Annotated in this window: 18 protein-coding genes; 10 read left to right on the top strand and 8 right to left on the bottom strand. The window is 69.4% G+C overall.

Annotation, left to right across the window (positions count from 1 at the left end):
• The first annotated feature begins 1 nt into the window (after nt 1).
• From M1203_RS07590 to M1203_RS07600, 3 genes are read left to right on the top strand one after another with little or no spacing between them, the layout of a single operon-like run.
• Nucleotides 2–1,573: a GMC family oxidoreductase gene (locus M1203_RS07590; protein ID WP_249948747.1), complete on the top strand. Its 1,572-nt coding sequence runs from the start codon at nt 2–4 to the stop codon at nt 1,571–1,573.
• Nucleotides 1,561–2,364: an alpha/beta fold hydrolase gene (locus tag M1203_RS07595; RefSeq protein ID WP_249948748.1), complete on the top strand. Its 804-nt coding sequence runs from the start codon at nt 1,561–1,563 to the stop codon at nt 2,362–2,364. The genes M1203_RS07590 and M1203_RS07595 overlap by 13 nt, the downstream gene beginning before the upstream one ends.
• A 29-nt stretch (nt 2,365–2,393) precedes the next feature.
• On the top strand, nt 2,394–6,404 hold the full coding sequence (locus M1203_RS07600; RefSeq protein ID WP_249948749.1) for an amino acid adenylation domain-containing protein: 4,011 nt from the start codon (nt 2,394–2,396) through the stop codon (nt 6,402–6,404).
• A 58-nt stretch (nt 6,405–6,462) separates the two neighbouring features.
• Here the strand turns inward: M1203_RS07600 and M1203_RS07605 are convergent, their stop codons facing one another.
• Genes M1203_RS07605 through M1203_RS07615 form a run of 3 tightly spaced genes read right to left on the bottom strand, consistent with a single transcriptional unit; the run spans nt 6,463 to nt 9,187 of the window.
• Nucleotides 6,463–7,326 carry an ABC transporter permease gene (locus M1203_RS07605; RefSeq protein WP_249948750.1) on the bottom strand — a complete coding sequence of 288 codons (864 nt, stop codon included), beginning with the start codon at nt 7,324–7,326 and terminating at the stop codon, nt 6,463–6,465.
• Between the two features lie 18 nt (nt 7,327–7,344).
• Nucleotides 7,345–8,202, bottom strand: a complete 858-nt coding sequence (locus M1203_RS07610) for an ABC transporter permease (protein ID WP_249948751.1) — start codon at nt 8,200–8,202, stop codon at nt 7,345–7,347.
• Nucleotides 8,195–9,187, bottom strand: coding sequence for an ABC transporter ATP-binding protein (locus M1203_RS07615; RefSeq protein WP_249948752.1), 993 nt, complete (start codon nt 9,185–9,187; stop codon nt 8,195–8,197). Before M1203_RS07615 ends, M1203_RS07610 begins: the two co-directional genes overlap by 8 nt.
• 132 nt (nt 9,188–9,319) lie before the next feature.
• On the opposite strand from M1203_RS07615, the gene M1203_RS07620 reads away from it, so the two are divergent.
• The gene (locus M1203_RS07620) at nt 9,320–10,030 is read left to right on the top strand and encodes a TetR/AcrR family transcriptional regulator (RefSeq protein ID WP_249948753.1); all 711 of its coding nucleotides are present in this window, start codon (nt 9,320–9,322) and stop codon (nt 10,028–10,030) included.
• Nucleotides 10,031–10,139: 109 nt separating this feature from the next.
• Here M1203_RS07620 and M1203_RS07625 read toward each other — a convergent pair whose 3' ends face one another.
• The 3 genes from M1203_RS07625 to M1203_RS07635 are packed head-to-tail and all read right to left on the bottom strand — an operon-like array spanning nt 10,140 to nt 13,374.
• Nucleotides 10,140–11,336, bottom strand: coding sequence for a macrolide family glycosyltransferase (locus tag M1203_RS07625; protein ID WP_249948754.1), 1,197 nt, complete (start codon nt 11,334–11,336; stop codon nt 10,140–10,142).
• Between the two features lie 13 nt (nt 11,337–11,349).
• A complete protein-coding gene (locus M1203_RS07630; protein ID WP_249948755.1) occupies nt 11,350–12,135 on the bottom strand; it encodes a class I SAM-dependent methyltransferase in 786 nt (261 codons plus the stop codon).
• A gap of 60 nt (nt 12,136–12,195) precedes the next feature.
• Nucleotides 12,196–13,374, bottom strand: coding sequence for an NAD(P)/FAD-dependent oxidoreductase (locus M1203_RS07635; RefSeq protein ID WP_249948756.1), 1,179 nt, complete (start codon nt 13,372–13,374; stop codon nt 12,196–12,198).
• A gap of 407 nt (nt 13,375–13,781) precedes the next feature.
• On the opposite strand from M1203_RS07635, the gene M1203_RS07640 reads away from it, so the two are divergent.
• From M1203_RS07640 to M1203_RS07650, 3 genes are all read left to right on the top strand, one after another.
• Complete coding sequence (locus M1203_RS07640) at nt 13,782–15,470, top strand: SagB family peptide dehydrogenase (RefSeq protein ID WP_249948757.1); 1,689 nt, start codon at nt 13,782–13,784, stop codon at nt 15,468–15,470.
• Nucleotides 15,471–15,893: 423 nt separating this feature from the next.
• A complete protein-coding gene (locus M1203_RS07645; protein WP_249948758.1) occupies nt 15,894–17,408 on the top strand; it encodes a vanadium-dependent haloperoxidase in 1,515 nt (504 codons plus the stop codon).
• Between the two features lie 197 nt (nt 17,409–17,605).
• On the top strand, nt 17,606–17,980 hold the full coding sequence (locus tag M1203_RS07650) for a DoxX family protein (RefSeq protein WP_249948759.1): 375 nt from the start codon (nt 17,606–17,608) through the stop codon (nt 17,978–17,980).
• 52 nt (nt 17,981–18,032) lie between these two features.
• On the opposite strand, the gene M1203_RS07655 is transcribed toward M1203_RS07650, so the two are convergent.
• Together M1203_RS07655 and M1203_RS07660 are read right to left on the bottom strand one after the other, a co-directional pair.
• The gene (locus tag M1203_RS07655; RefSeq protein WP_249948760.1) at nt 18,033–18,773 is read right to left on the bottom strand and encodes an AraC family transcriptional regulator; all 741 of its coding nucleotides are present in this window, start codon (nt 18,771–18,773) and stop codon (nt 18,033–18,035) included.
• 430 nt (nt 18,774–19,203) lie between these two features.
• Nucleotides 19,204–19,494, bottom strand: coding sequence for an antibiotic biosynthesis monooxygenase (locus M1203_RS07660; RefSeq protein WP_249948761.1), 291 nt, complete (start codon nt 19,492–19,494; stop codon nt 19,204–19,206).
• Between the two features lie 133 nt (nt 19,495–19,627).
• Here M1203_RS07660 and M1203_RS07665 point away from each other — a divergent pair, with 133 nt between their 5' ends.
• From M1203_RS07665 to M1203_RS07675, 3 genes are all read left to right on the top strand, one after another.
• Nucleotides 19,628–20,362: a helix-turn-helix domain-containing protein gene (locus tag M1203_RS07665; protein ID WP_249948762.1), complete on the top strand. Its 735-nt coding sequence runs from the start codon at nt 19,628–19,630 to the stop codon at nt 20,360–20,362.
• A 126-nt stretch (nt 20,363–20,488) separates the two neighbouring features.
• Nucleotides 20,489–21,856: an NAD(P)/FAD-dependent oxidoreductase gene (locus M1203_RS07670; RefSeq protein ID WP_249948763.1), complete on the top strand. Its 1,368-nt coding sequence runs from the start codon at nt 20,489–20,491 to the stop codon at nt 21,854–21,856.
• Between the two features lie 107 nt (nt 21,857–21,963).
• Nucleotides 21,964–22,596, top strand: a complete 633-nt coding sequence (locus M1203_RS07675) for a TetR/AcrR family transcriptional regulator (RefSeq protein WP_249948764.1) — start codon at nt 21,964–21,966, stop codon at nt 22,594–22,596.
• The last annotated feature ends 106 nt before the right edge of the window (nt 22,597–22,702 follow it).

The raw sequence follows: 22,702 nt of genomic DNA on the forward strand, positions 1-22,702 counted from the left end.
CATGCCAGGAACCGATGTCCGAGGAACGGGACGGCGCACGGCGACGATCGAGGGACACTGGGACGAGGTGATCGTCGGGGCCGGCTCCGCGGGCGCGACCCTCGCGGGACGGCTGTCCGAGGACCCAGGTCGCCGCGTCCTGCTCCTGGAGGCCGGGCCGGACAACGTGGGCGATCCCCCCGGTTCGCCCGACAACCCCGTGCTGTCGGGGGCCAACTGGGACCACTCCGCCTATATCCAGGGGGAGTCCGAGAACGGACGGCGCTACCCGTATGTGGTCGGCAGGACCGTCGGGGGCTCCTCCGCGGTCAACGGCGCCCTCGCGCTGCGCGGTCTGCCGGGCGACTTCGACGCCTGGGCGGCCGCCGGCAACCCCGCCTGGTCGTGGGAGAACGTGCTGCCCTACTTCGTCCGGCTGGAGTCCGACGGCGACCTCAAGGGGCCCGAGCACGGCAGCGACGGGCCCCTGCCCATCCGCAGACAGTCCGAGGACGAGTTCGGGCCCCTGTCGGCCGGCTTCCTTCTCGCCTGCCGTGACCACGGCGTGCCGACCGTGGCCGACCTCAACGCGGCCGACCGCACCACGGGTGCGGGGCCCATTCCGCGCAACGAGGCGGGCGGCCGGCGCGTGTCGACGGCCGACGCCTACCTCGCACCTGCCCGGCACCGGCCCAACCTCACGGTGGCCGGTCACCGCTCCGTGGCCCGGGTCGTGTTCGACGGTGGCAGGGCCGTCGGTGTGGAGGCCCTGAGCGACGGGCGGCTCGTCCGTATCGGCGCCGACCGCGTGACGCTCTCGGCCGGCGCCATCGGCACGCCCGCGATCCTGCTGCGCTCGGGCATCGGCCCGGCCGACGCACTGCTGCGGCTTGGCATACGCCCGGTCGCCGAACTGCCCGGTGTGGGTGCGAATCTGATGGAGCATCCGATCGTCGCTCTGTGGGGTCTCCCCGCCCCGGCCGGCTCCCGACCCGGGGAACCCATGCACCAGGTACTGGCGCGGGTGTCGAGCACGGGCGGCGCCCCCGACCTCAATCTCACCCTGGTCAACAACGTCTCCGACCTCGATGTACCCGTGATGCGCGGGGTGCTCAAGGGCCGGACCGCCTTCTCCCTGCACGCCTCGCTGCTGACGCCGCGCTCCCGGGGTTCCGTCACCCTGCGGAGCGCGGAGCCGGACGCCGGTCCCGTGATCGAGCTCCGGCTGGCCTCGGACCCCTGGGACGTCGAACGCCTGATGGCGGGCACACGGATGCTCTGGGAGATGGTCAGGGGCAGCCGCCTCGCGCCACTGCTGGAGCGCGTGTTCCTCTGGACCGACCGGACGGTGGAGGACGAGGCCATGCTGCGCCGCTCCGTCTCACGGTTCGTCTGCCCGTCCTGGCATCCGGCGGGGACCGCCGCGATGGGCCCGTCCTCGAACCGCGCGGCGGTCGTGGACGAGCGCTTCCGCGTGCACACGGTCCCCGGACTGCGTGTCGTGGACGCCTCCGTGATGCCGACGATGCCGAGCGCGCCGACCAATCTCAGCTGCGTCATGCTCGGCGAGAGGGCGGCGTCGTGGAGCACGTAGGACCTGTCGGGCGCCGCGCTCCGGGGACCGACTGGTGTGTACGGTGGGCCGCCGCCTCCGACGCGCCCGTACGGCTTTTCTGCCTGCCGCACACGGGCGGCGGAGCGGCGCTCTACCGGGACTGGGCCGAGCGGCTGGCCCCGTCCGTCGACGTCGTGTCCATCCGGCTGCCGGGGCGCGAGAGCCGGTTCAGGCAGGCGCCGTACCGTCGCCTCGACGAACTCGTCGAAGCGCTGGTCCTGGCCGTGGAGCCGCTGCTCGACCGGCCGCACGCCTGGTTCGGGCACAGCATGGGCGCACTGATCGGCTACGAGCTGTGCCGGAAGCTGCGCGAGCTGGGACTGCGGGAGCCGGAGCGGCTGGTGGTCTCCGGCCGCCGGGCCCCGCATCTGCCCTCCCGTCAGCGGCGGTTCCACGACGCGCCGGACGGCGATCTCGTGGCGCACCTGAAAGAGCTGAACGGCACTCCGGCCGAGGTGCTGGAGAGCCCGGCCGCCCTGTCGGCGCTGCTGCCCATGGTGAGGGCCGACTTCGCGGTGTCCGAGACCTACCGCTGGCGCGCGGATCGTCCGCTCGACTGTCCCGTGCTCGTCCTCGGCGGCCGGGACGACGCGCTGGCGGACCCCGGCGAACTGGCGGGCTGGCGGGAGCACTCGACCGCGGACTGCGCGGTCCTGATGTTCGACGGCGGCCATTTCTATCTGCACGAGGAAGCCCAGGAGCAGGTCCTGACGGCGCTGACCGCCGGACTACCGACGCTGGGCGCCGCACTCACCGGGAGGCAACAGTGACCGCGCACGACCCTTCTCCGACCCCTCGTGTGTCCGCGCCCCCGGGAGCCGAGTTCCCGCTGACCGATCTCCAGGCGGCGTACCTGGTCGGGTCGAGCCCGCTGATGGAGCTCGGCGGCTTCCGGCCGAATCTCTACACCGAGATCGACATCGTGGACTTCGACCCCGAGGCGGCGGGACGGGCCGTCGATCTCCTGATCGCCCGTCACGAGCATCTGCGGACCGTCATCACCGAGGAGGGCGGCCAGCGGGTGCTCGACGCCGCCGAGGTCACACCGTTCCCGCTGCGCGCGGTCGATCTGACAGGTCTGGCGGCACACGAGCAGGAGACGGAGATCCGCGGGACCAGGGAGCGGATGCGGGACGAGGGTCCCGCGCCCACCGGCTGGCCGCTGTTCGAGATCGTCGCCCACCGCCTGCGACCGCACCGCACCCGGCTGCACTTCGCCATGAGCCTGCTGCTCCTCGACTCGACGAGCACGCGCCGGCTCCAGGAGGAGTGGTGGCGGCTCTACCGCGATCCGGCCACTGAACTGCCGCCCCTGACCGGCACCTTCCGCGCGTGTGTGCTGGCCCGCGCGGCGGACGCGGAATCGGACGCCCACCAGGCCCAGTGGCGGTACTGGGAGGCGCGGCTCGACTCACTGCCCGACGCCCCCCGGCTGCCGCTCGCCCGGCCGGCCGGCAGCATCGAATCCGCCCGCCTGACCCGCCGCTCCTTCCTGCTGAGCCGTGAGCAGTGGCAGCGGTTCCGTACCACCATGCGCGCGCACCGTGTGCTGCCGACGACCGGACTGCTGCACGTGTACGCGGAGGTGCTGGGGGCCTGGGCGGCGGCACCGAACTTCTGTCTCAACGTCCTGCACCAGAACTGGGTGGTCCGGCATCCCGAAGCCGCGGGCGTCGTCGGCCAGTTCAGCGCCACCCTGCCGCTGGAGGTCGACCTCCGGGAGGACGAGGACTTCTTCGCGCGGGCGGCACGGCTCCAGCGCAGGCTCTGGAAGGACATGGAGCACTCCGACGTCAGCGCGATCCGGGTGACCCGTGAGCTCGCCGCCCGCCGCGGCTGGACCTCGCGCGCGGCGCTGCCCTACGTCTTCAACAGCATGCTGGGTCCGGGGGAGAAGCCGGCCACCGGGAGGGGAGTGTGCAGGACGGTGACCTCCGCCCTGCGCACCCCCCAGGTGCTGATCGACCAGCAGGTCAAGGACGCCCCCGGCGGAGGCGTCGAATGCGTATGGGACATCGTCGGCGACGCTTTCCCCGAGGGCCTGCCCGACGCGATGTTCGACGCCTACCGGAGCATGCTGGAGTCGCTCGCCGGGCCGGGCGGCGCCGACGTCCGGCCCGCTCTCCCGGGGGCGGCCCACCGGGACCTGGTGGAGCGGCTGAACACGTCGGCGGGGGCGCCGCCGACGGGCCGGCTGGAGGACGGCTTCCTTCAGCGGGCGGCTCAGGAACCGGACCGGCCGGCGATCCTGACGGCGCACCGCACGGTGACGTACGGGGAGCTGGAAGCGGTCTCGCGGTCCGTCGCCGTATGGCTGCGCGACCACGGGGTCGGCCGCGGCGATGTGGTGCCCGTCGTGATGGACAAGGGCTGGGAACAGGTCGCGGCCGTACTCGGTGTGCTGAGGGCCGGCGCCGCCTACTGCCCCGTGTCGGTGACCCTGCCCGCCGGCCGTATCCGGCGTCTGCTCGACGCGACGTCCGCCCGCACCGCGCTGTGCCAGTCCCACCGTCTGCCCGAACCGCTCCGTCAAGGAGCGCTTCCCACGCTCCACGTCGACCTGGCGGATCCGACGGACCATGTCCTGGAACCACCGGTGGGCGACCCCGACGAGCTCGCCTACATCATTCACACCTCGGGCTCGACCGGCGCTCCCAAGGGGGTCATGATCGGCCATGGAGCGGCCCGGAACACGATCGCCGACATCAACCGGCGGCTGCGGCTCGGCCCGGACGACCGGGTGTTCGGCATCTCCTCGCTCAGCTTCGACCTGTCGGTCTGGGACATTTTCGGCACCCTGGCGGCGGGCGCCGCACTCGTTCTTCCGGTGGCGACCGACCACCCCGATCCCGAGGGCTGGGCCGAGGCGTCGCTCGCGCACGGCGCCACCGTGTGGAACTCCGTCCCGGCGCTCGCCGAGATGCTTGTCGAGGTCCTCGCCCACCGGCCGGGGCCGCAACTGCCGCCGTTAAGGGCGTTCCTGCTCAGCGGCGACTGGATACCCATCTGGCTCCCGGACCGGATGCGGACCCTGTGGAGCGACGTCCGGGTGCTGGGGCTCGGCGGCGCCACCGAGGCGTCCATCTGGTCGAACTGCTTCGAGATCGGCCGTGTCGACCCCGCCTGGCGGAGCATTCCGTACGGGACCCCCCTCAGCGGGCAGACCATGCGGGTGCTCGACCACGCCATGGAGGTCAGGCCGCCCTGGGCCACCGGCAGGATCTACATCGGCGGCCTCGGTGTCGCCCAGGGATACGCGAAGGACCTGGAGCGCACCGCGGAGAGGTTCGTCCGGCACCCGCGCACCGGTGAACGCCTCTACTGGACGGGCGATCTGGGCCGCTACTGGCCCGACGGCACCATCGAATTCCTCGGCCGCGAGGACCGGCAGGTGCAGCTTCAGGGCTTCCGGGTGGAGCCCGGCGAGGTGGAGAGCGCGGTGCGGGGCCATCCCGCGGTGGCCGAATGCGTCGTGTCCACGGTCGCGTCGCCGGACGGCCGACCCCGGCTGGTGTGCCTGGTGGTCCCGGACGAGGGCTTCACCGTCGGCGCCGAGGAGATCTCCCGGCACCTGCGGGAGCGGCTGCCGTCCTACATGGTCCCGGGGGAGTACCGGGTCGTGGAGCGGCTGCCGTTGACCCCCAACGGCAAGGTCGACATGGAGCAGGTGCGGGCCGCTCCGGCCGCACCGTCCGCCGCTGGTACGGACGCCCGCGCCACGGAGCACGGCCGCGCCACGGAGCACGCCGCCGCGACGGACGACGTCGGCGCCACGGACGACAAGGTGACGCGCCTGCTGGGCGAAGTGTGGGAGCAGCTGCTGGGAGTTGAATCGGTCGGTCCTGACGACGACTTCTTCGCGATGGGTGGCAACTCGCTCCTCGCGCTGCGGCTCATCAACCGGGCGCGTTTCGAGCTCGGCGCGGAGGTTCAGTTCGGGCAGATCTTCGAGTCGCCGACCTTGCGGGACTTCGCGGCTGCCGTCCGGGCCGGCGCCCGCCCCGCGGCGTGCGCGGTCAGGCTGTCCGACGGCGGGGAGAGCGGCGGCGGACCCGGGCTGATCCTCTTCCATCCGGTGGGCGGCTCGGTCGCCGGCTATCTCGAACTGGCCCGTGTCTGGCCCGGTCCCGTCCACGCCTTCCAGAGCCGCTTGCTCGTCGACGGCGCCGAGGCGCCGGGCGCACCGGACCTGACGACGATGGCATCGGCGTACCGCGAGGAACTGCTGGATCTGGTGCCCGAGGGGCCGTTTCTGCTCGGCGGCTGGTCGATGGGTGGCGTACTGGCCTACGAGGTCGGCAGGCAACTGATCGCCGAGGGCCATGAGTGCCGGGTCGTCATGATCGACAGCCTGGTCGCCGAGGGCCGGACGCCTCGGACGCGGACCGAGGGCTATCTGGAGTTCCTGGGCGATCTGGCCGGCGGGCGTCCGCCGGCCGGGCTCGTGACCGCGCTGGACGAGGCCGGCGACGAGGAGGTGGCGTATACGGCCAGGGCCGCGGCGGTCGAGCACGGACTCCTCCCCTCGGAGATCGATCTCGCGGGATTCGAGCGGCTGTCGGGCGCCCACGCCCACCACCTCAAGCTGCTGGGCGCCTACCGTCCCGGCTTCTGTGACGTACCCGCTCTGCTCTTCGTCGCGCGGACGAGGCAGGGAGACCTCCAGGAGCCGGGCGCCGGCTGGCGGGCGGTGTGCCCGCGGATCGAGGTCGAGTTCCTGGAGGGGGATCACTACTCGATCGTGTCGGCCGGTGGACTCCGGGCCATCAGCGAACGGGTCGTCCGTTGGCTCGCCGCTACGGGGGATTAAGCGTGCGGCCTGCGAACGTACCGTGTCGCTGACGGCCCGGAGGGCTCTGGGGCCGGTGTCAGTACCGGCCCAGGGTTCCCCGGCGCCTGGCGACATTCTCCAGACGGCCGAAGAGGACCACGCCGATCGCGATGAGAACGAGCGGCTGAAGGATCACCCACCACAGGCCCCAGCCGGTCACCAGACCGGTCAGCGCGTGGCCGCCCACGAGGATGTCGCGGATGGCCTCGATGCCCGGGGCGATCGGTACGAGGAGCCGGCTGAGGAAGGCGGTCACGTCCGGCATGTTGTCCAGCGGGACGAACGTGCCGCCCGCGATGAACCACACGGCCATCGAGAACTGCGTGATGATCTCGATGCGCTTGTACACCAGCGTCAGCCCGCACAGGATCAGCGCGAGTCCGCAGGTGCCCAGGACGATGGAGGTGGCCGGCACCAGGATCTGCACGTCGAAGGGTGTGTCCCCGCCCCTCGCCTCGATGGTGATCACTCCCACCAGGAGGACGGACAGGGCGCTCGGCAGAGCCGAGACCACGGCGGCCACCTGGCGGCCGAGAATGAGTGTCCACGAGGGCAGCGGTGTGAGGTACGTCTGTTCCAGCACGCCCGACTGCATGTCCCCGAGATAGCTCCAGAAAGCCCGGTTCACCTGCTCGTGGATGAAGACGAGCGAGACCATGCCCAGGAGGCCGGGCAGGAGCAGTTCGTCCCGCAGTTGCCCGCGCCCCATGAACAGGACGAGCAGCAGGAAGAAGACAGGGAAGGTGATCATCTGCACCAGGACCTCGCGCCACCCCGCCGCCAGGTTCAGCAGACCCTTCCGCACTTCGTTGCTGAAGGCGTTGACGTAGGTGGCGGCGCCTGGGCGGTCCGCGATGTTCGCCGGTGCGGTGCGGCCGGCTGTGGGAGTGAGCGTCGTCATGATCGGTCCCCGCTCATTTCAGTACTGGCCGAGCCGGCCGTCGCGCACGGCTCTGCGGTGGTTTCGGGAGAAGAGCCATCCTCCGAAGAGGACGAGCGCGAAGGTGTAGGCGAGCAGCCAGGGCAGGGTCCCGTCGGACCAGATGTCCCCGAGCGACTTCCCGTCGAAGAGCACCTTCGTGGTCGCCTCGACCCCCAGGGTGGTCGGCAGGAACCGCGCCACCACCGCCAGCCAGTCCGGGTACAGACCGAGCGGCATCATCGAGCCGTTCAGCAGGATGACCAGCGACGTGAACAGCGAGTGCAGGGCGCCGACCATGGGAGAGCTGATGGCGATGGCCGCGAGCACGAACGTGAACGCCAGGACGTTGACGACGACCAGGGCGTAGGGCACCAGCGCGGCTGCCTTCAGCGGAATCGTCACACCGGTCACGAACATCGGCACCAGTGTGGCGACCAGGGCCACCATGAGCCCCAGCGTGGACGCGGTGACAAGCCGGCCCAGCATGAAGACCCACGGAGGCGCGGGCGACATATGGCTCTGGGAGTAGGTGCCGCCCCGCTTCTCCTCGACGAGGTCGGCCACCATGACCAGGCTGCCGTAATGCAGGAACCAGTAACCGCTGATGGCGACGAGCGTCTCCGGGATCAACTCCCTGCGGAGCGTGCCCTGCCCCATCACATACTGCATGCCGAGATACAGCACCGTGCTGATGACCAGCATGATGATGTGTCCCACGGGGTGGGCCAGTTGTGACAGCAGTCCCTTGCGGACCTCCGCCCGCAGCACGCTCATGCCGGTACGCGGGGTCAGCTTCCAGTCGGTACGGACCGGCGGTACCGGCCGTTCGGTGGCGGCGGGCGCGACGCTAGTCATGGGCGGGCGCCTTGATGAGACCCATGAAGACGTCCTCCAGGTCCGGCTGCACCTGGGACAGCGACTGCACCACGGCCTGCTGGTCACGTAACCGGTCGACGAGCGTGTAGACCTGCTGAGGGTCGCTCACGCGCCCCGAGATGATCGTCGTGCCCTCGACGCTGCGGGCGGTGAAGCCGGACGGGAGCGAGAGCTCCGGCAACTCCCCCTCGACGCGCACCTCGTACTTGTCCCGCTCACGGAATTGCGAGAGCAACTGCTCGGTGGGCAGGTCGGCGACGACCTGGCCCTTCCGGATCACGGCCACCCGGTCGCACAACTCCTCGACCACGTTCATCTGGTGGGTGGTGAGCAGGACCGTCTTGCCGCGCTCCCGCGACATGGTGCGGATCCACTCCATGACCGTGCGGGTCGCCTCGACATCGAGTCCGATCGTGGGCTCGTCCAGCAGCACGATGGGCGGGTCGGCGATCAGGGCCGCGGCCACGGCGACCTTCTGCTGCATGCCGCGCGAGTAGCCGCCGACCTTCTCGTCGCGGCGCTCCCAGAGGTCGAGGCCCTTCAGCAGCTCCTCGGCGCGGACGCGCGCGTCGGCGCCGCGCATGCCCTTCAGCCGCCCGAAGTACAGCAGGTTCTGCCAGGCGGAGAGCGTCCAGTAGACGTTGCGGGAGCCCTCCAGGACCGCGCCGAACTGCTGCATCGCGGCGGACCGCCGGCGGGTGACGTCGAAGCCGTTCAGCAGTGTGCTGCCCGACGTGGGCGCCAGCAGCCCGGAAAGGATCTTGATTGTGGTCGTCTTCCCGGCGCCGTTCGGGCCCAGGAAGCCGAAGACCGTGCCGGCCGGGACCGACAGGGAGATGTTGTCGACGGACGGAGTGTCCGACGAGCCGTAGGTCTTGGTGAGCCCGCTGATCTCGATCGCGGGCGTGGCCGTGACTGCCCCTGGCCGGCCGGAACCGGCGGGTGCCTGGGTTTGCGTACTCACATTCGCACCTTCATGGGTAAACAGCGCACCGAAACGTGAACACCATTTACTTTGCATGTGCTGTAATCTAAAGTCAAGGGTGTTCTCGTGGAATGCTGGGTGCAGGTCGGACACGAAGAAGCGGGCAGGCGGATGTCATCGAACTGGCGTGAGAAGCGGCGGGCGTCCGCCGTGGCGGAGATCAAGGAAGTGGCCCGACAACTCCTGGTCAAGGGAGGGGTGGCGGCCGTGACCCTGCGCGCCATCTCCCGCGAGATGGGCATGACGCCCTCGGCGCTCTACCGCTACTTCCCGAGCCTGGACGCGCTGCTGGCGGGCATGCGCAGCGATCTCTTCGAGGAGCTCGGCGAGGCCACCACCGAGGCGCGTGACGCCGTGCCCAGCGACGATCCGCTGCTGCGGCTGATGGCGATGGCGCGCGCGTTCCGCGCCTGGGGGCTGGAGCACCGCGCGGAGTTCGGTCTCATGCTCGGCCCGCCTCCGTCGGGCAACGAGGGCGGTCCCGACCCGGACGAACCGGATTACGCGCCCGCGTGCGTGGGCGTCACCTTCCTCGGCGAGATCGCGGAGCTGGAGCGGCGCGGCGCCCTCCGGGTCCCGTCGGTCGAGCTCATCGAGGGCCGGCTCGCACCGGGTCTGCGGGACTACCTCGACGGCCAGGAAGGGCTCGGCCTCCCGGTGATCTTCGCCTTCCTCGCGGTCTGGGCCAGGCTCTACGGCATCATCGCGATGGAGATCTTCGGGCACATGGCCTGGGCGGTGACCGACAGCGGCGCCCTCTTCGAGACCGAGCTGATCAACTTCGCCCAGCAGCTCTCGGGCGCCGCGTACGAGGGCTCCTGACGATACGAGGACCCCTGAAGCCGGTTCCGCCGACCTCAGGAATCCTCGTCGGTCCCGGGGCGCGCCCGGACCGGACACACCGGACCGGACACCCCGGACCGGACACCCCCTAGGGACGCACGGCGGTCCCGCGGTCGACATGGGCCAGGATCTCGTCCGCCGCGCGCACCGCCCCGCCGGACTCACGGATGTGCTCCCGCAGGTCCCGTGTCGCGGCCCAGGCGGTCTCGTCGGCCTCGATGTCCAGCACAGCGGCGCGAATCGCGCTCGCGGACGTCTCGTCCCGGCCGATCACACGTGCGACCCCGAAATCCGCGAGCTGGCGTGCCAGACCGTCCGCCGCGGCCAGTTGCGGCATCACGACCAGCGGGGTGCCGGCGTGCAGCGCGTGCATCACCGTCCCGGTTCCGCCGGAGCAGACGGTGAGCCGGGCGTGCTCCAGCACGGACCCGAACGGTACCCAGGTGTGCGTCTCGACGTCGGCGGGCAGCGGCCCGATGTCGGCCGGGTCGACTCCCGGCCCCACCGCGATCACCACATGCCACGGCAGCCCCTCGAAGGCCTCGACACACATCCGGAACAGCTCGGGCTGCTGGTTGAAACTGGTGCCGAGCGAGACCAGGGCGACCGGCTTCCCGCTCGCCGGAGGCCGCCAGGTCTCCGCCGGGTCCGCCGCGCGCAGACAGGGGCCGACGAAGACGAACTTGTCGTCGGTCTCCGCGTCGATATAGCCGAACCTGCTCGGATAGAAGACGATCTTCAGCGCCTCGGGATCGCCCGTCAGCCGATGGAAGGCCACTTCCGGGTCGACGCCGTTCATCTCCGCGTACCGCCGCATCTCGCCGCGCAGTTCGGCGTACGCGGCGTCACCGATGGCGGCCGGTGTGACGTGCTGACTGACACACCCGACCGGGAAGAGCCGTACCGCCGGGACACCCCACTTCTCCCCGAGCAGCTCGCCGATCCACCGCACGTAACCGTCATAGACGACGGCGTCCGGGCGGTCGTCCGCGAAGTGGGCGTCGAACAGCGATGTGGTGGCGATGCCCTCGCGCACCCCGCTCAGCAGTACTTTGGCCAGCCAGTTGTCCGTGCCGGGAGGAAAGTCCCGCTGTACGTCGATGGTGGACTCGTACGGGATGACGCTCGCCCCGGTGGAGGCGACCTCCTTCGCGAACGCGGCGGTGGCCGGATAGCTCACCCGGTGTCCTCGGCGTACCAGCTCCTCGACGACCGCGAGAGTGGGCGCGAGATGCCCGGGCGCGGGGACGTTGAAGAAGGCGATGTGCCGGCTGCTGCTGCCCATGACAGGACCTCCCTCAGACCCGCCGGCCGCGGATGGAGACGAACTCGTGGCTCCGCACGACCATGGCCTTGTTGTGCATCAGATCCTTGAGGAAGAGGTCGATGTCGGAGGCGTCGAAACCGGCCTCGATCATGGCGTCGCGCTTCTGGCTGACGTTGTTCTCGTACAGCCGGCAGCCGTAGTCGCCGCCCGTCCAGCTCTCGAAGTGCCAGCGGGTGCGTACGGAGGAGAGACCGGCGTCGAGCATGGTCCGGTGGACCTCGTGGCCCCAGCCGCCGTGTGTGTGACGGGCCGTCATCACGTCGTACAGTCCGTCCAGGACCCGCTTGAAGACCGCGGCGTGCTCCTCGCTCGGTGCGGACACCACCCGTGGGGTCGAGCGGACGAACTCGCCCAGCAGCAGCCAGCCCCCCGGCTTCAGCGAGCCGGCCAGACGGTGGACGAACTCCACCCGGTTCTCCAGGTGGTGGGTCAGCAGCCGGCCGTGGATGAGGTCGAACGGGCCCTCCGCGGCTAGCGGTTCACCGCTGCTCAGGTCCTGGGTGTGAATCCCGATGTTCGGCCCCTGCGGGACCATGTGGGTGTCCTGGTCGATGGCCTCGACCCGACCGGTCTCACCGGCCAGCTCGGACAGCATTCTCGTCACCGAGCCGCCGCCGGCTCCGAGATCGAGGTAGTGGCCGCCCGCGCCCGGTGCTATCTCGCCGAGCTCGGCGCGGGTGAAGGGGTCGAGGAACTCCTCAAGCGGGCTCAACTGGGCGGGGACGTTGTGGAATACGTAGTCGGCGAGATTGGTCATCGTCTTCCTCTGTGGTGGTGGAGCCGGCGGTGGGCGCAGCGCTGCGGTCGTCGGGGACCGTCAGGGGCTGTAACTGAACAGTTCCTTGTCCCGGTAGGTCTCCTCGCGACGCTTCATGGACTTGATCAGCGCGTCGCGGAGCCGGCCCACGAGGGGGTTGGTGGTGTGACCCAGCCGCGCGATCAGCCGCGAGTGCTGGACGATCTTGTTGGCGCGCCGCGAGCGGACACGCGCGTAGTGGCGCAGGGCGGTGGGCACCTCATGCTCGGACAGCAGGCAGGCCAGGCTGGCGACGTCCTCCAGCGCCATGTTGGCGCCCTGGCCCAGGACGGGCCCGATCGGGTGCGCGGCGTCGCCGAGCAGTGCGAGCCTGCCGCTGTGCCAGCGCTTCAGGGGCGGGCAGTCATGGACATCGGTGACGACCATGTCCTCCAGCGCGCAGGAAGCGACCGTTTCCGGCAGGGGAGCGGACCACTCGCCCCACAGCTCCAGCAGATCGGCCTTGGCCCGCTCGACAGGCTTGGCCGGCCAGCTGTGCTCGGGGGCATTGACGGTGGCCGTCCAGAAGAGGCGTGTGTCGTCGAACGCCTCGGCGAAGAAGTGGCCGCCGGGTCCGACGAACACGAAGCCGTCGCCGTGCTGGGCCGGCCTCTTGGAGATGCCGCGGACGGAGGTGAACCCGAGATAGCGCGGCGGCACCTCACCGGTGACCAGCGACCGCAGTGTGGAGCGCACCCCGTCGGCCCCGACGACCAGATCGCCGGTGACGGTGCGGCCGTCGGTCAGCCGCACCGTGGCGGTGTCACCGGCGCTGGACGCCGCCACCACGGTGGCCTGGTGATGGACCGTCACCGGCGCCGGCCCCGGCCGGTGCACCGCCTCGGCCAGGATCCGGTGCAGGTCGGCCCGGAGGATGCCGATCATCGGGGCGCCCCATTTCGCCGGGAAGTTGCCGACCTCACGGCTCTTCAGGAGCTTGCCGTCCCAGGACATGATCGGCATGTCGGAGGCATGCCGGTCACTGGACCATCCCGCGCTCCGCACGGCCTCGCCGAGCCGGGGGCTGATGCGGTCCACCGACTTGACCCCGTTGGGCGTGAGCTCGATCCCCGATCCCGTGTTGCCGAACCCCTTCGCGCGCTCGAACACCTCCGCGGAGATTCCGCGCTCGCGCAGGGCGACAGCGAGCGCGAGTCCGCCGATCCCCCCGCCGGCGATGAGTACCTTGATCGACTTCATGTCCGAGTCCCTCCCGAGCTGTTGTCCCCGGCTCCCATGGAGGGCCGGGAAGGCTGTTTTCTGCCCCGGTCGTCGCCACCGGGCACGAGAGCGCGTAAGAGCGGCCAAGGGGGCCCGGATACCGATCCAGTGCGTTCGCCGAGTTTTTCCGCGTTCGCGTGCTGCCGCGTTCGACTTTCTCGGGAAAAGGCCGCCCCCAGGTGTTTTGACGAGCAGTTTCGCATGACGTAACCCTCGCGAGAATATCCCAGATTGCTATTCTTTCCGGTGATCCGGAGGGCTTGTGGACGAGACATCGACGCGGCTATCGTCATCAATTCCTGCGCGCGGCCGATTAATCGCGGCCGATTAATTCTGCACAAATCTGCGGACCGAGGACGGATGACGGAATGACGACAATGGCAGGCATGGACGGAGCGGACGGTAAGGCACCCTCCTGGCGTTCCCTGCGCATATCCCTCGACGACGAGGCGTCCGCGGAGCGGCTGCTGCTCACCGTCGTCGCGCCCTGGGCGGCCGGGCGCACGGCCGACCGTGCCGTGGCGAGCTGGTTCCCCGAGCGCGCGGGCGGGCACGGGGAGCAGCTGCGCGTGCATGTCCTGAGCGCGGACGAGCGGACCATGGCCGGGCTCGTCGAGGCGATCCGCTCCGCCGGACCGAACGCGTCCGGTCCGGCCCCGGAGATGACCGAGCATCCCTACGTGCCCGACGCGGCCCTGTTCGGCGGCGTCGACGGAGTCGCGGTGTGCGCGGAGCACTTCGGCGACGCCGCGCGCACCGCCGTCGAGACGATCCGGGCGACGCCGTCGCGCGAGAAGCGCCTGCGCGCGGCCGCCGCTCTGCTGCTGGCCTCCGCTCTGGCCGCCGGGCCCGATCCGCGCAAGGCCGTTCAGTGGCTGCGCGGCCACGCGTCCTCGCTGGCCGGCACGGCGGACGTCGCCGACGCGCGGACCCGCGCCGAGGAGGACCACTTCCGCAACGAGGCCGAGTGGCGGCACCGGCACGCCGCCACCCGCGCGGAGACCGCCCGGCCCACGACCACGACCGGGGACTGGTACCGGCGGCAGTGTGCCATGTGGACGTCGCTGACACGGCTGCGGGAAGCGGGGCGGCTCGACGGGACCCCCGGGGACGTTCTCCGGGCGTTCGCACGGCTGCTCCTCGGTCAGTTGGGCCTCGGTGCGCATGACGAGGCGTACGTGGCCTGGCTGGTGTCCATGGACCTCGTCTCGCCGGGACCGCGCGAGCCCTTCTTCGCCGACTCCCAGACGTCCGTCGACCGCCTCATGCACGAGCACAGCAAGTACTTCGACGCCCGCCTCATGGACCAGCGCCCCGACATGGCCGGTGCGACGGCCGAGGGGCGCCAGGAGCTCCCGCCCGTGCTCGCGCGCGTCGAACTCGGACGACCGCCGGCGCCCGGTCCTGACGTCCCGGGGTTCGAGGAGGTGCTGCTCGCCCGCCGCAGCGCGTACGGCTCGTACGGAGGCCCCGTCACCCTTGGCCAACTCGGCGCGCTGCTCTACTACTCGGCGGGTGTCACGGCGCGGAAGACCATGCCAGGGGCGGACAGCTCCTACCCGGTCAGGCCGTACCCGAGCGGCGGCACCCGCTACCCCCTGCGCATCCTGCTGTACTGCCACGCCGTCGACGGACTCGCACGGGGCACCTATCTCTACGACCCGGAGGGACACGCGCTCGAACAGCTGGGTGACAGGGACATCAGCGCCGATCTGATGCGGATGGCGCCCGCCACCGATCCCCGCGTGGTCTTCCCGCCCAAGGCGGGCGGGAATCTGCACGTCGACGACTGCCCGCTGTGGGTCTTCACCGTGGCCGACCTGACTTTCCAGCGACTTCACTACGGCCTGCGCTCCTATCGTCTCGTCCTTCAGGAGAGCGGCCACCTCGCGCAGAATCTCGCGCTCGTCGCGACGTGGCTGGGCAAGTCCTCGGTGGGGCTCGGCGGGTTCTACGACGACACCGCGAACGAGGCACTGGCGCTGGACGGGGTCAACTCGTCAGTGGTCTACGTCCATCTCGTCGGCGTGGTGCGACCGCCGTCCCGCACTGACGGAGCGCTTCCTGATGCCTGACCGTGCGGGAGCGGTGCGAGGCGGGGTGGGACACGCGGACTGGCCGACCGGGCGCTGTCCGCCCCCTTGAGCTGCGACGTTCCGCGGTGGGCACGGGCTTCCTCCCGGTGGACGCCGAGATTACTATATGAGAGCTCTAGTGTCTCCCTCTTCTCAACAAGTCGTCGCCCGCCCCGCACCCGGCGCGGGCGGGCGCGGGTGCCGCCGGAGGGATGGGCCGGCCCGGCGGAGGGGCCGGTTCCCGAGGCATCTCCGGCCATTCCGCAATCCGGGGCGACGCGATTCCGAGGCGCTCTTAGAGATTCGGCAATCATGCGCACGGCCTCTTGTTGAGCAATTCAGGAGGCGACGGTCCTTGGCCCGCCTGTGAGAGTCATCGTCCTGACGCAATGGCTGTCATTGCAAAGCCCAGGGGGAGTTGACATGAATCACCGCACAGATTCGCTCAGACAGGGCGCACCGAGACGTTCGGTGCTGCTCGGAATTGCCGGAGGCGCCGGGATTCTCGCGACCGACGGCTTGGGCCTCGCGGCGTCGCCGGCCGCGGCCGCGCCCGGAGACGTCCGCCACCACTTCGACTTCGACAGGGGCAACGCCCCTCTGGAGGTCTTCGGCCCCGTCTCCGGAGGGCCGGTGCGGGCCGCGATCGAGCCGAACGACGCCTCGCTCATCATCCGCTTCTCGAACCTGGTGGCGCACGCCTGGTTCGACGCCATCGCCCCGTACCATCCGAGCGCGATCGGCATCCACTCGAACCTCGGCCGCCGGCCGGCGAGCGAGAGGGCGACCAACAAGTTCAAGAACGTCGCGCTCATGTACGCCACCTACGGCATGTACCAGGCTCTGCTGCCGCAGTACTCGACCATCTGGCGCGATGCCATGACATCGGTCGGACTGGACCCCGACGACGCCCAGGAGAACACCGACACACCCGTGGGAACAGGAAATCTCGCGGCACGGGGCGTGATCGCGAGTCGGACGCACGACGGAATGAATCAGCTGGGCGATCACGGTGGGCGGGAGTACAACCGGCGGCCGTTCGCGGACTACACGGGATACCGGCCGGTGAACACCGCCTACGAACTGCGCGATCCGTCGCGCTGGCAGCCGGCCGTCGTGACCAAGGGCAACGGGATCTTCCACGTCCAGCAGTTCGTGACGCCACAACTGGGACGGGTCCGTCCCTACTCGTATGCCGCGCCCGGCGAGTTCCGCGTCGCGAAGCCCACGGCGAGCGACCATCACAACCGAAGGGAGTACAAGCGCCAGGTCGACGACATACTCGCCATGTCGGCGAGCCTGACGGACGAGCAGAAGATGAAGTGCGAGATGTTCGACGACAAGTTCACGAGCCTCGGCGCCGCCGTCGGCTCCGCGTCGGAGAACGCCGGTCTCGACCTGGACGGATGGGTCCACCTCCACGCGGTCGCCGACACCGCCACCTTCGATGCCAGCATCGCGGCCTGGTACAACAAGAACGTCTACGACGCGGTTCGCCCGGCCACCGCGATCCGCCATGTGTACGGAGACCGGCCGGTGACGGCGTGGGGCGGGCCGGGCAGGGGGACCGTCAGGATTCCGGCCGACCAGTGGCGCGGCTATCTGAACGTTCCGGACCACCCCGAGTATCCCTCCGGCTCGACCGCCCTGTGCGCGGCTGAGGCGCAGGCCGTACGGAGCTTCCTCGGCACCGACGAGGTCAGCATCCGCATTCCGCGCGCCAAGGGCTCGTCCCTGGTGGAACCGGATGTCACACCGCACGGGGAAACAGTGTTGAGCTGGGACTCCTGGACCGACTGGACGCGCGACTGCGGACTCAGCAGGTTCTGGGGCGGCGTCCACTTCATGCCGGCGATCGAGGCGTCCTGGGACATGGGGCGCAGGATCGGCGACCGCGCCCACGAGTTCGTCCGCGCTCACATCGACGGCGCGGTGTGACGGCCGGCGAGTCGTTGGTGGTGGCGCCCGGGTTCCCGCCAACTCCCTTGCCAGTCAAGTGAATCGGGAGAAACACGGGACCACGGGGCCGCATCGCCGTTAGTCTGGCGATCAACCCTCCTTGTCCCCCCACGCGTTGTCGACGCCGGGACTCGTAACCCGTGATCAAGACATGGAAAGAAGAGGAACCCACTGTCATGAATGTTGCCCTGTGGATCGTCGCGGGAGTTCTGGCCTTCTTGTTCGCCGCCGTCGGCCTGATGAAGGTCTCCAAGCCCAAGTCCGAACTGGCGTCCGGCAACATGGCATGGGCCGAGGACTTCTCGCCCGGTGCGCTGAAGACGATCGGAGCGGTGGAAGTGCTCGCCGCCATCGGGCTCGTGCTGCCCGCCGTACTCGACATCGCCGTGGTGCTCGTTCCGCTCGCCGCGACGGGGCTGGCCGTCACGATGGTCGGCGCCGCCGTCGTCCACGCCAGGCGTAAGGAGAGCTCGGCCATCGTCGTCAACGTTGTCCTGCTGGCCCTGGCCGTGTTCGTCGTCTGGGGCCGCTTCGGACCCCACAGCTTCTGATCACCAGGGCGGGGGACTGGCGCGGGCGGGCCCGCCGGCCAGTCCCCCGTCATCAGGACGCGTGAACCGACCACTCGACCGGCAGCGCCAGAAGAATCGGCGGGTTCGCCCAGCCGAGCGGGCGCAGCGTCATCTGTGCCGCCGCGTCCGTCCCCGGACCGATGGTGACCGGGCCCGCCGTACCGACGAGCAGGGGATGTGCCGTCGACGCGTTGCCCGGCAGCGGCCCCTGCGCCGCCGCGTGCACATACCAGCTTCCGTGCGGCACGCCGTTGATACGGAACTGGCCCGAGTGGGCGATCGTCGCCCGCGCGGCCGGCGACCGTTCCAGAATGGGGCTCTCGAACACTCCGATGTAGATTCCGGAGTCGGTTCTGTACGGGCTTCTCACGACACCCGAGATCGATCCGCCGCTGTCCGGCCGCGGCTCGGTCGGCGCGAGTGAGATTTTACGCTGCGACGGTTGGGCATTCCCCAGGGCATTGTGCCGGTACTGCGTCGGCGAGAACCCCACGGATTCGCTGAAGCGACGCGTGAAGCTGCCCGTGCTGCTGTACCCGACCTGCGCCCCTATGTCGCTCACGTTCAGCGAGGTCGAGACCAGGAGAATCTTTGCCTCATGAAGTCTTACGGCACTCAGGAATCGTCCCGGCGTGACACCTGTGATACGCCGGAATGTGCGTAGGAAGTGAAACTTGCTCACCATCGCGGTATGGGCCAATTCGTCGAGTGTGAGCGGTTCGGAATACCTTTCGCGTATCGTTTGCACTGCACACTGAATTGCGTGTTCCATCGTACTCCCCCGTTGGAATACTTCGCCTGCAGAAATCCGTGTGACGCGATGTGTTGCGCGTTGGGTGCGCGATTCGATGTGTGGTGAATCGCAGGTGTTTCAGAGGGTGTGTCGTGGCGAGGGCTCGGTGTCCGGTGCGGCCCGAGGTCAATGATGGCGGATGTCTTCAGCAGAGGGTTGCAGACGGAACAGGCCGCTGTCTTCTTCGTTTTTGCGGTTCGGGTAAAAGTGTCCGCAAAATTGGATGGTATACCTCCGCTTATTTGGAGGGCACCTCCGAACGGAGTGACCGCCTCCGAGAATGCGGCGGGTGAGTGGGCGGATTTCCGTGCGGAGAACGGAAAAGGGCCTCTGCGCGTGTTACGGCGACCCGGATCCGAATCGCCGCGACACGGGCAGAGGCCCTGAAGCGCGGGGTGCGTCTTTGCCGCTACACCACGGCCACTATCTCGGCCGTCTCCGCGGTGGAGTCGGTCGTGAGCGCGAACGCGGGGCCGGCCTCCGGGATCGTCGGGGCGGCGGCGAGGGCCTTCTGCATGGCCGCGGCGGACTCCCAGTACCAGTGATCCACCCACGTTCCGTCCTCAAGCCGACCGAGACGCGCCTCGGTGAGCCCGGGGAAGGACTCGCGGACGGCGGCGATCAGCGTGGCCCGCTTGTCGATCATCGCCTGGTCGTTGGCGGGGTCGGTCTTGAAGCGCGTGATCCGGACAACCGTCATGCCAAGTCCCTCTCTAGAGTGCCTATCTCATGTGGTACTCTAGATGCACACTACGTTGAAGAGTCAAGTGTCCTGGTTGCTCAATCTGCGGACTGGACTCGTGGCGCGCCGTTCACCTCACGGGGGAGTCCTGATGCGGCCTGAGATCGAGGGTGTTGTCGAAGCCATACGCGACCGGTACGACGAGGATCTTTCCCTCTGCGTCCTCGCGGACATGGCACGGTTGAGTTGTTTCCATATGTCGCGCATCTTCCGGCAGGAGACCGGTCTTCCGCCGACTCGTTTCCTCTCCGCGGTGAGACAGGAGGTCGCGAAACGAAAGCTCCTCTACACCTCGGACCGGGTGGCCGATATCTCGGTGCAGGTGGGGTACTCCAGCCTGGGGAGTTTCACGACACGCTTCACCAGGAGTGTCGGTGTCCCGCCCGGCCGATTCCGTCGGCTCGCGCAGCTGGGGCAGACCGCCATCGATTTCACCGCGGGGAAGAAGGATGACGCGCCCTTCGCCTACGGGGCGTTCCGGGGGAGGGTCCACAGAAGTGATGGGCTCGACGACGAGCCCGTTTTCGTGGCGGCGATTCCCCCGCTGGCGCGTCACGACCGCCCTGCGCGCTGTTGTCGTACCGAGCACAGTGGGGACTGGAACATTGAATACGTTCCCGAGGGGACCTGGTACCTTCAGGCGGTATCGCGGAGGTCGGGTGGCGGCAAGCGCCCCGTCGTGGTCGAGAGCGTCGGCCCCTTTTATATCGCGCCGGGCTCTGTGATCACCATGGATCTCGTTCTGAAATGTCCGTCGCAAACGCGTGTCTTCGACGCCGAGCGGGCCACTTTCGGTGCCGCGCTTCCGGAGCTCTTCGCGTCCTGAAGAGCGTATTCCGCCGAGTATTCCACCGGGTTGAGCAATCCTGGAGAAGACACATTTGACCTGCCGCCTCAACAATGGCACAACGGTGCGGTCCGCACCGAAGTCGCTGTCTTTTGAGGAGGGCACGTGGGTGTGGTCGGCGGACACGCGGTGATTGTCGGAGGCTCGATCGGGGGACTGGTCGCGGCCCGCACTCTCGCCCGCAGATTCGAGTCGGTGACCGTGCTCGACCGGGACACCCTCCCCGAGGGCGCGGACAACCGCAGGGGAGTGCCCCAGAGCCCGCACGCTCATGCCCTGCTCATCAGCGGGCGGCAGAAACTGGAGGAGCTGTTCCCCGGTCTCACCGACGAGCTGATCACAGGGGGCGCGGTGCCCTTCGATCCCGGTCGGGACCTGTTGTTCCATCAGATGGGGGCGCTGCGGACCCGGTTCACGAGCGGCCGGCTGGGCATCAGCCTCACCCGTGCCTACCTGGAACACACGATCCGGCGACGTGTCACCGCACTGCCCAATGTCGAGATCCTCGACCGGACCGCCGTCAGTGGGCTGTTCGGTGTGCCCGGCCGGGTGCTGGGTGTCGAGCTGGACGACGGCCGCAGGCTCGGTGCCTCCCTCGTCGTCGACGCCACCGGCCGCAGTGCAGGCCGGACCGACCGGTGGCTGGAACGGCTCGAATGCCCGGTGCCGAAGACCACCACCGTCAAGATCGATGTCGGATACACCACCCGTGTGATGCACCGCGCGGGTGGCGAACTGCACGACGACGCCCTCCTCTACCTGATGTCCGCGGTGCCGCCGCACGACAAGCGGGCCGCCGCGGTGTTCGCCGTGGAGGGCGACCGGTGGATGGTCACCCTTGGCGGCTGGCACCGGGCCCACGCGCCGGTGGACCCCGAGGGCTTCGCCGCGTTCGCGGACGCCCTGCCCAGTCCGCATGTGTCCGATCTGCTCGCCAGGACCAAACCGGTCAGCGACGACAACGCGGAACGCTTCCTGTACCCGGCGGCGCGGCGCCGCTGGTTCGAGCGTCTGCGGAAGGTCCCCGAGGGCTTCGTGGCGCTCGGCGACGCGATCTGCAGCTTCAACCCGCTGTACGGACAGGGCATGACCGTCGCCACGCTGGAGGCGGTGGAACTCGGCCGGTGCCTGGACCGGCACGGCGCGGCCACACCGGCCATGGCACGCCGGTTCTACCGGGCGGCGTCGCGGGTGATCGACACACCGTGGCGGATGTCGACGAGCAGTGACTTCATGTATCCCGAGACGGCCGGGGCCAAGGGCATCGGCACAGATGTCGTGAACCGCTACGTACGGCAGGTCATGCTGGCCAGTCATGTGTCGGTACCCGCGCACCGCGTCATGCTCGACGCACAGCATCTGCTGGCCGGGTCGGCGTCGGTCGTCCGCCCGGACAGAGTGGTCCGATCGCTGATAGCCGCACGCCGGTCACCGGCCCACCCGGCGGCCGGCGGCCCGGGGCGGCAGTCATAATTGCCTGGCTCGCTGGAGTGGACGGGTGCCCGGGTACGACGGGTCCTTTCGACGGTCCGCCCAGCGGCGCCTGACATGCCGCAGCAGTGAGTAGGAAGTGATCGAGAATGGTGAAGGAAACCCCCGGCCGTCGGCTGAAGGCGCAGCAGACCCGCAACCGCATGCTGGCGGCCGCGATGGCACTGTTCATCGAGCACGGTTACGGCGCGACGACCATCGAGTCCATCGCCCGTGAGGCGGGCGTCGCCGTCCAGACGATCTACTTCTCGTTCGGGAGCAAGCAGCGGATCCTCAAGGAACTCATCGACGTCCACATCGCCGGTGACGAGGATCCCGTACCGACGCTGGAGCGGCCCCAGGTGGTCGAGGCGCTGGAGACGGAGGACCCGCGTCGGCAGCTGCGGCTTCAGGTGCATCTGACGCGCCTTGTCTTCGAGCGGGTCGGCCCGCTGCTCGAAGTGCTGCGCAACGCGGCGGCGACCAGCGGGGACGGAGCCGAGCTGTGGGAGGCGAACAAGCGTCAGCGACTGGTCGTCCAGCGGCGTTTCGTCGAGTCGCTGGAGAGCAAGCAGGCGCTGCGCGAGGGACTCGGTGTGGACCGGGCCGTGGACATCTCGTATGTGCTGCTCGGTCCCGAGCTGTTCCATCTCCTGGTGTCCGAACGCGGCTGGACGCCGCAGGAGTGGGAGCAGTGGGTGTACGACGGACACTGCCTGCATCTGCTGGGTGCGCCGGCCTGAGTCATCGGGGCGATGTCAGAGTTTTGTGCGCGAAGGCCGCGGCGGAGGTGTTCCGGGCATCACCGCCGAATTGATGAGTCATCCGCGGACGGTATGAGCAATCTGG

Source organism: Streptomyces sp. 35G-GA-8 (genome assembly GCF_023534745.1).
Lineage (GTDB): Bacteria > Actinomycetota > Actinomycetes > Streptomycetales > Streptomycetaceae > Streptomyces.

What these genes read in the sequence shown, in the direction of transcription:
- M1203_RS07590 (WP_249948747.1), top strand. Translation starts at nt 2, where the DNA reads ATGCCAGGAACCGATGTCCGAGGAACGGGACGGCGCACGGCGACGATC.
- M1203_RS07625 (WP_249948754.1), bottom strand. Translation starts at nt 11,336, where the DNA reads ATGGGCAGCAGCAGCCGGCACATCGCCTTCTTCAACGTCCCCGCGCCC.
- M1203_RS07620 (WP_249948753.1), top strand. Translation starts at nt 9,320, where the DNA reads ATGTCATCGAACTGGCGTGAGAAGCGGCGGGCGTCCGCCGTGGCGGAG.
- M1203_RS07640 (WP_249948757.1), top strand. Translation starts at nt 13,782, where the DNA reads ATGGACGGAGCGGACGGTAAGGCACCCTCCTGGCGTTCCCTGCGCATA.
- M1203_RS07630 (WP_249948755.1), bottom strand. Translation starts at nt 12,135, where the DNA reads ATGACCAATCTCGCCGACTACGTATTCCACAACGTCCCCGCCCAGTTG.
- M1203_RS07635 (WP_249948756.1), bottom strand. Translation starts at nt 13,374, where the DNA reads ATGAAGTCGATCAAGGTACTCATCGCCGGCGGGGGGATCGGCGGACTC.
- M1203_RS07660 (WP_249948761.1), bottom strand. Translation starts at nt 19,494, where the DNA reads ATGACGGTTGTCCGGATCACGCGCTTCAAGACCGACCCCGCCAACGAC.
- M1203_RS07675 (WP_249948764.1), top strand. Translation starts at nt 21,964, where the DNA reads ATGGTGAAGGAAACCCCCGGCCGTCGGCTGAAGGCGCAGCAGACCCGC.
- M1203_RS07650 (WP_249948759.1), top strand. Translation starts at nt 17,606, where the DNA reads ATGAATGTTGCCCTGTGGATCGTCGCGGGAGTTCTGGCCTTCTTGTTC.
- M1203_RS07645 (WP_249948758.1), top strand. Translation starts at nt 15,894, where the DNA reads ATGAATCACCGCACAGATTCGCTCAGACAGGGCGCACCGAGACGTTCG.
- M1203_RS07655 (WP_249948760.1), bottom strand. Translation starts at nt 18,773, where the DNA reads ATGGAACACGCAATTCAGTGTGCAGTGCAAACGATACGCGAAAGGTAT.
- M1203_RS07605 (WP_249948750.1), bottom strand. Translation starts at nt 7,326, where the DNA reads ATGACGACGCTCACTCCCACAGCCGGCCGCACCGCACCGGCGAACATC.
- M1203_RS07665 (WP_249948762.1), top strand. Translation starts at nt 19,628, where the DNA reads ATGCGGCCTGAGATCGAGGGTGTTGTCGAAGCCATACGCGACCGGTAC.
- M1203_RS07610 (WP_249948751.1), bottom strand. Translation starts at nt 8,202, where the DNA reads ATGACTAGCGTCGCGCCCGCCGCCACCGAACGGCCGGTACCGCCGGTC.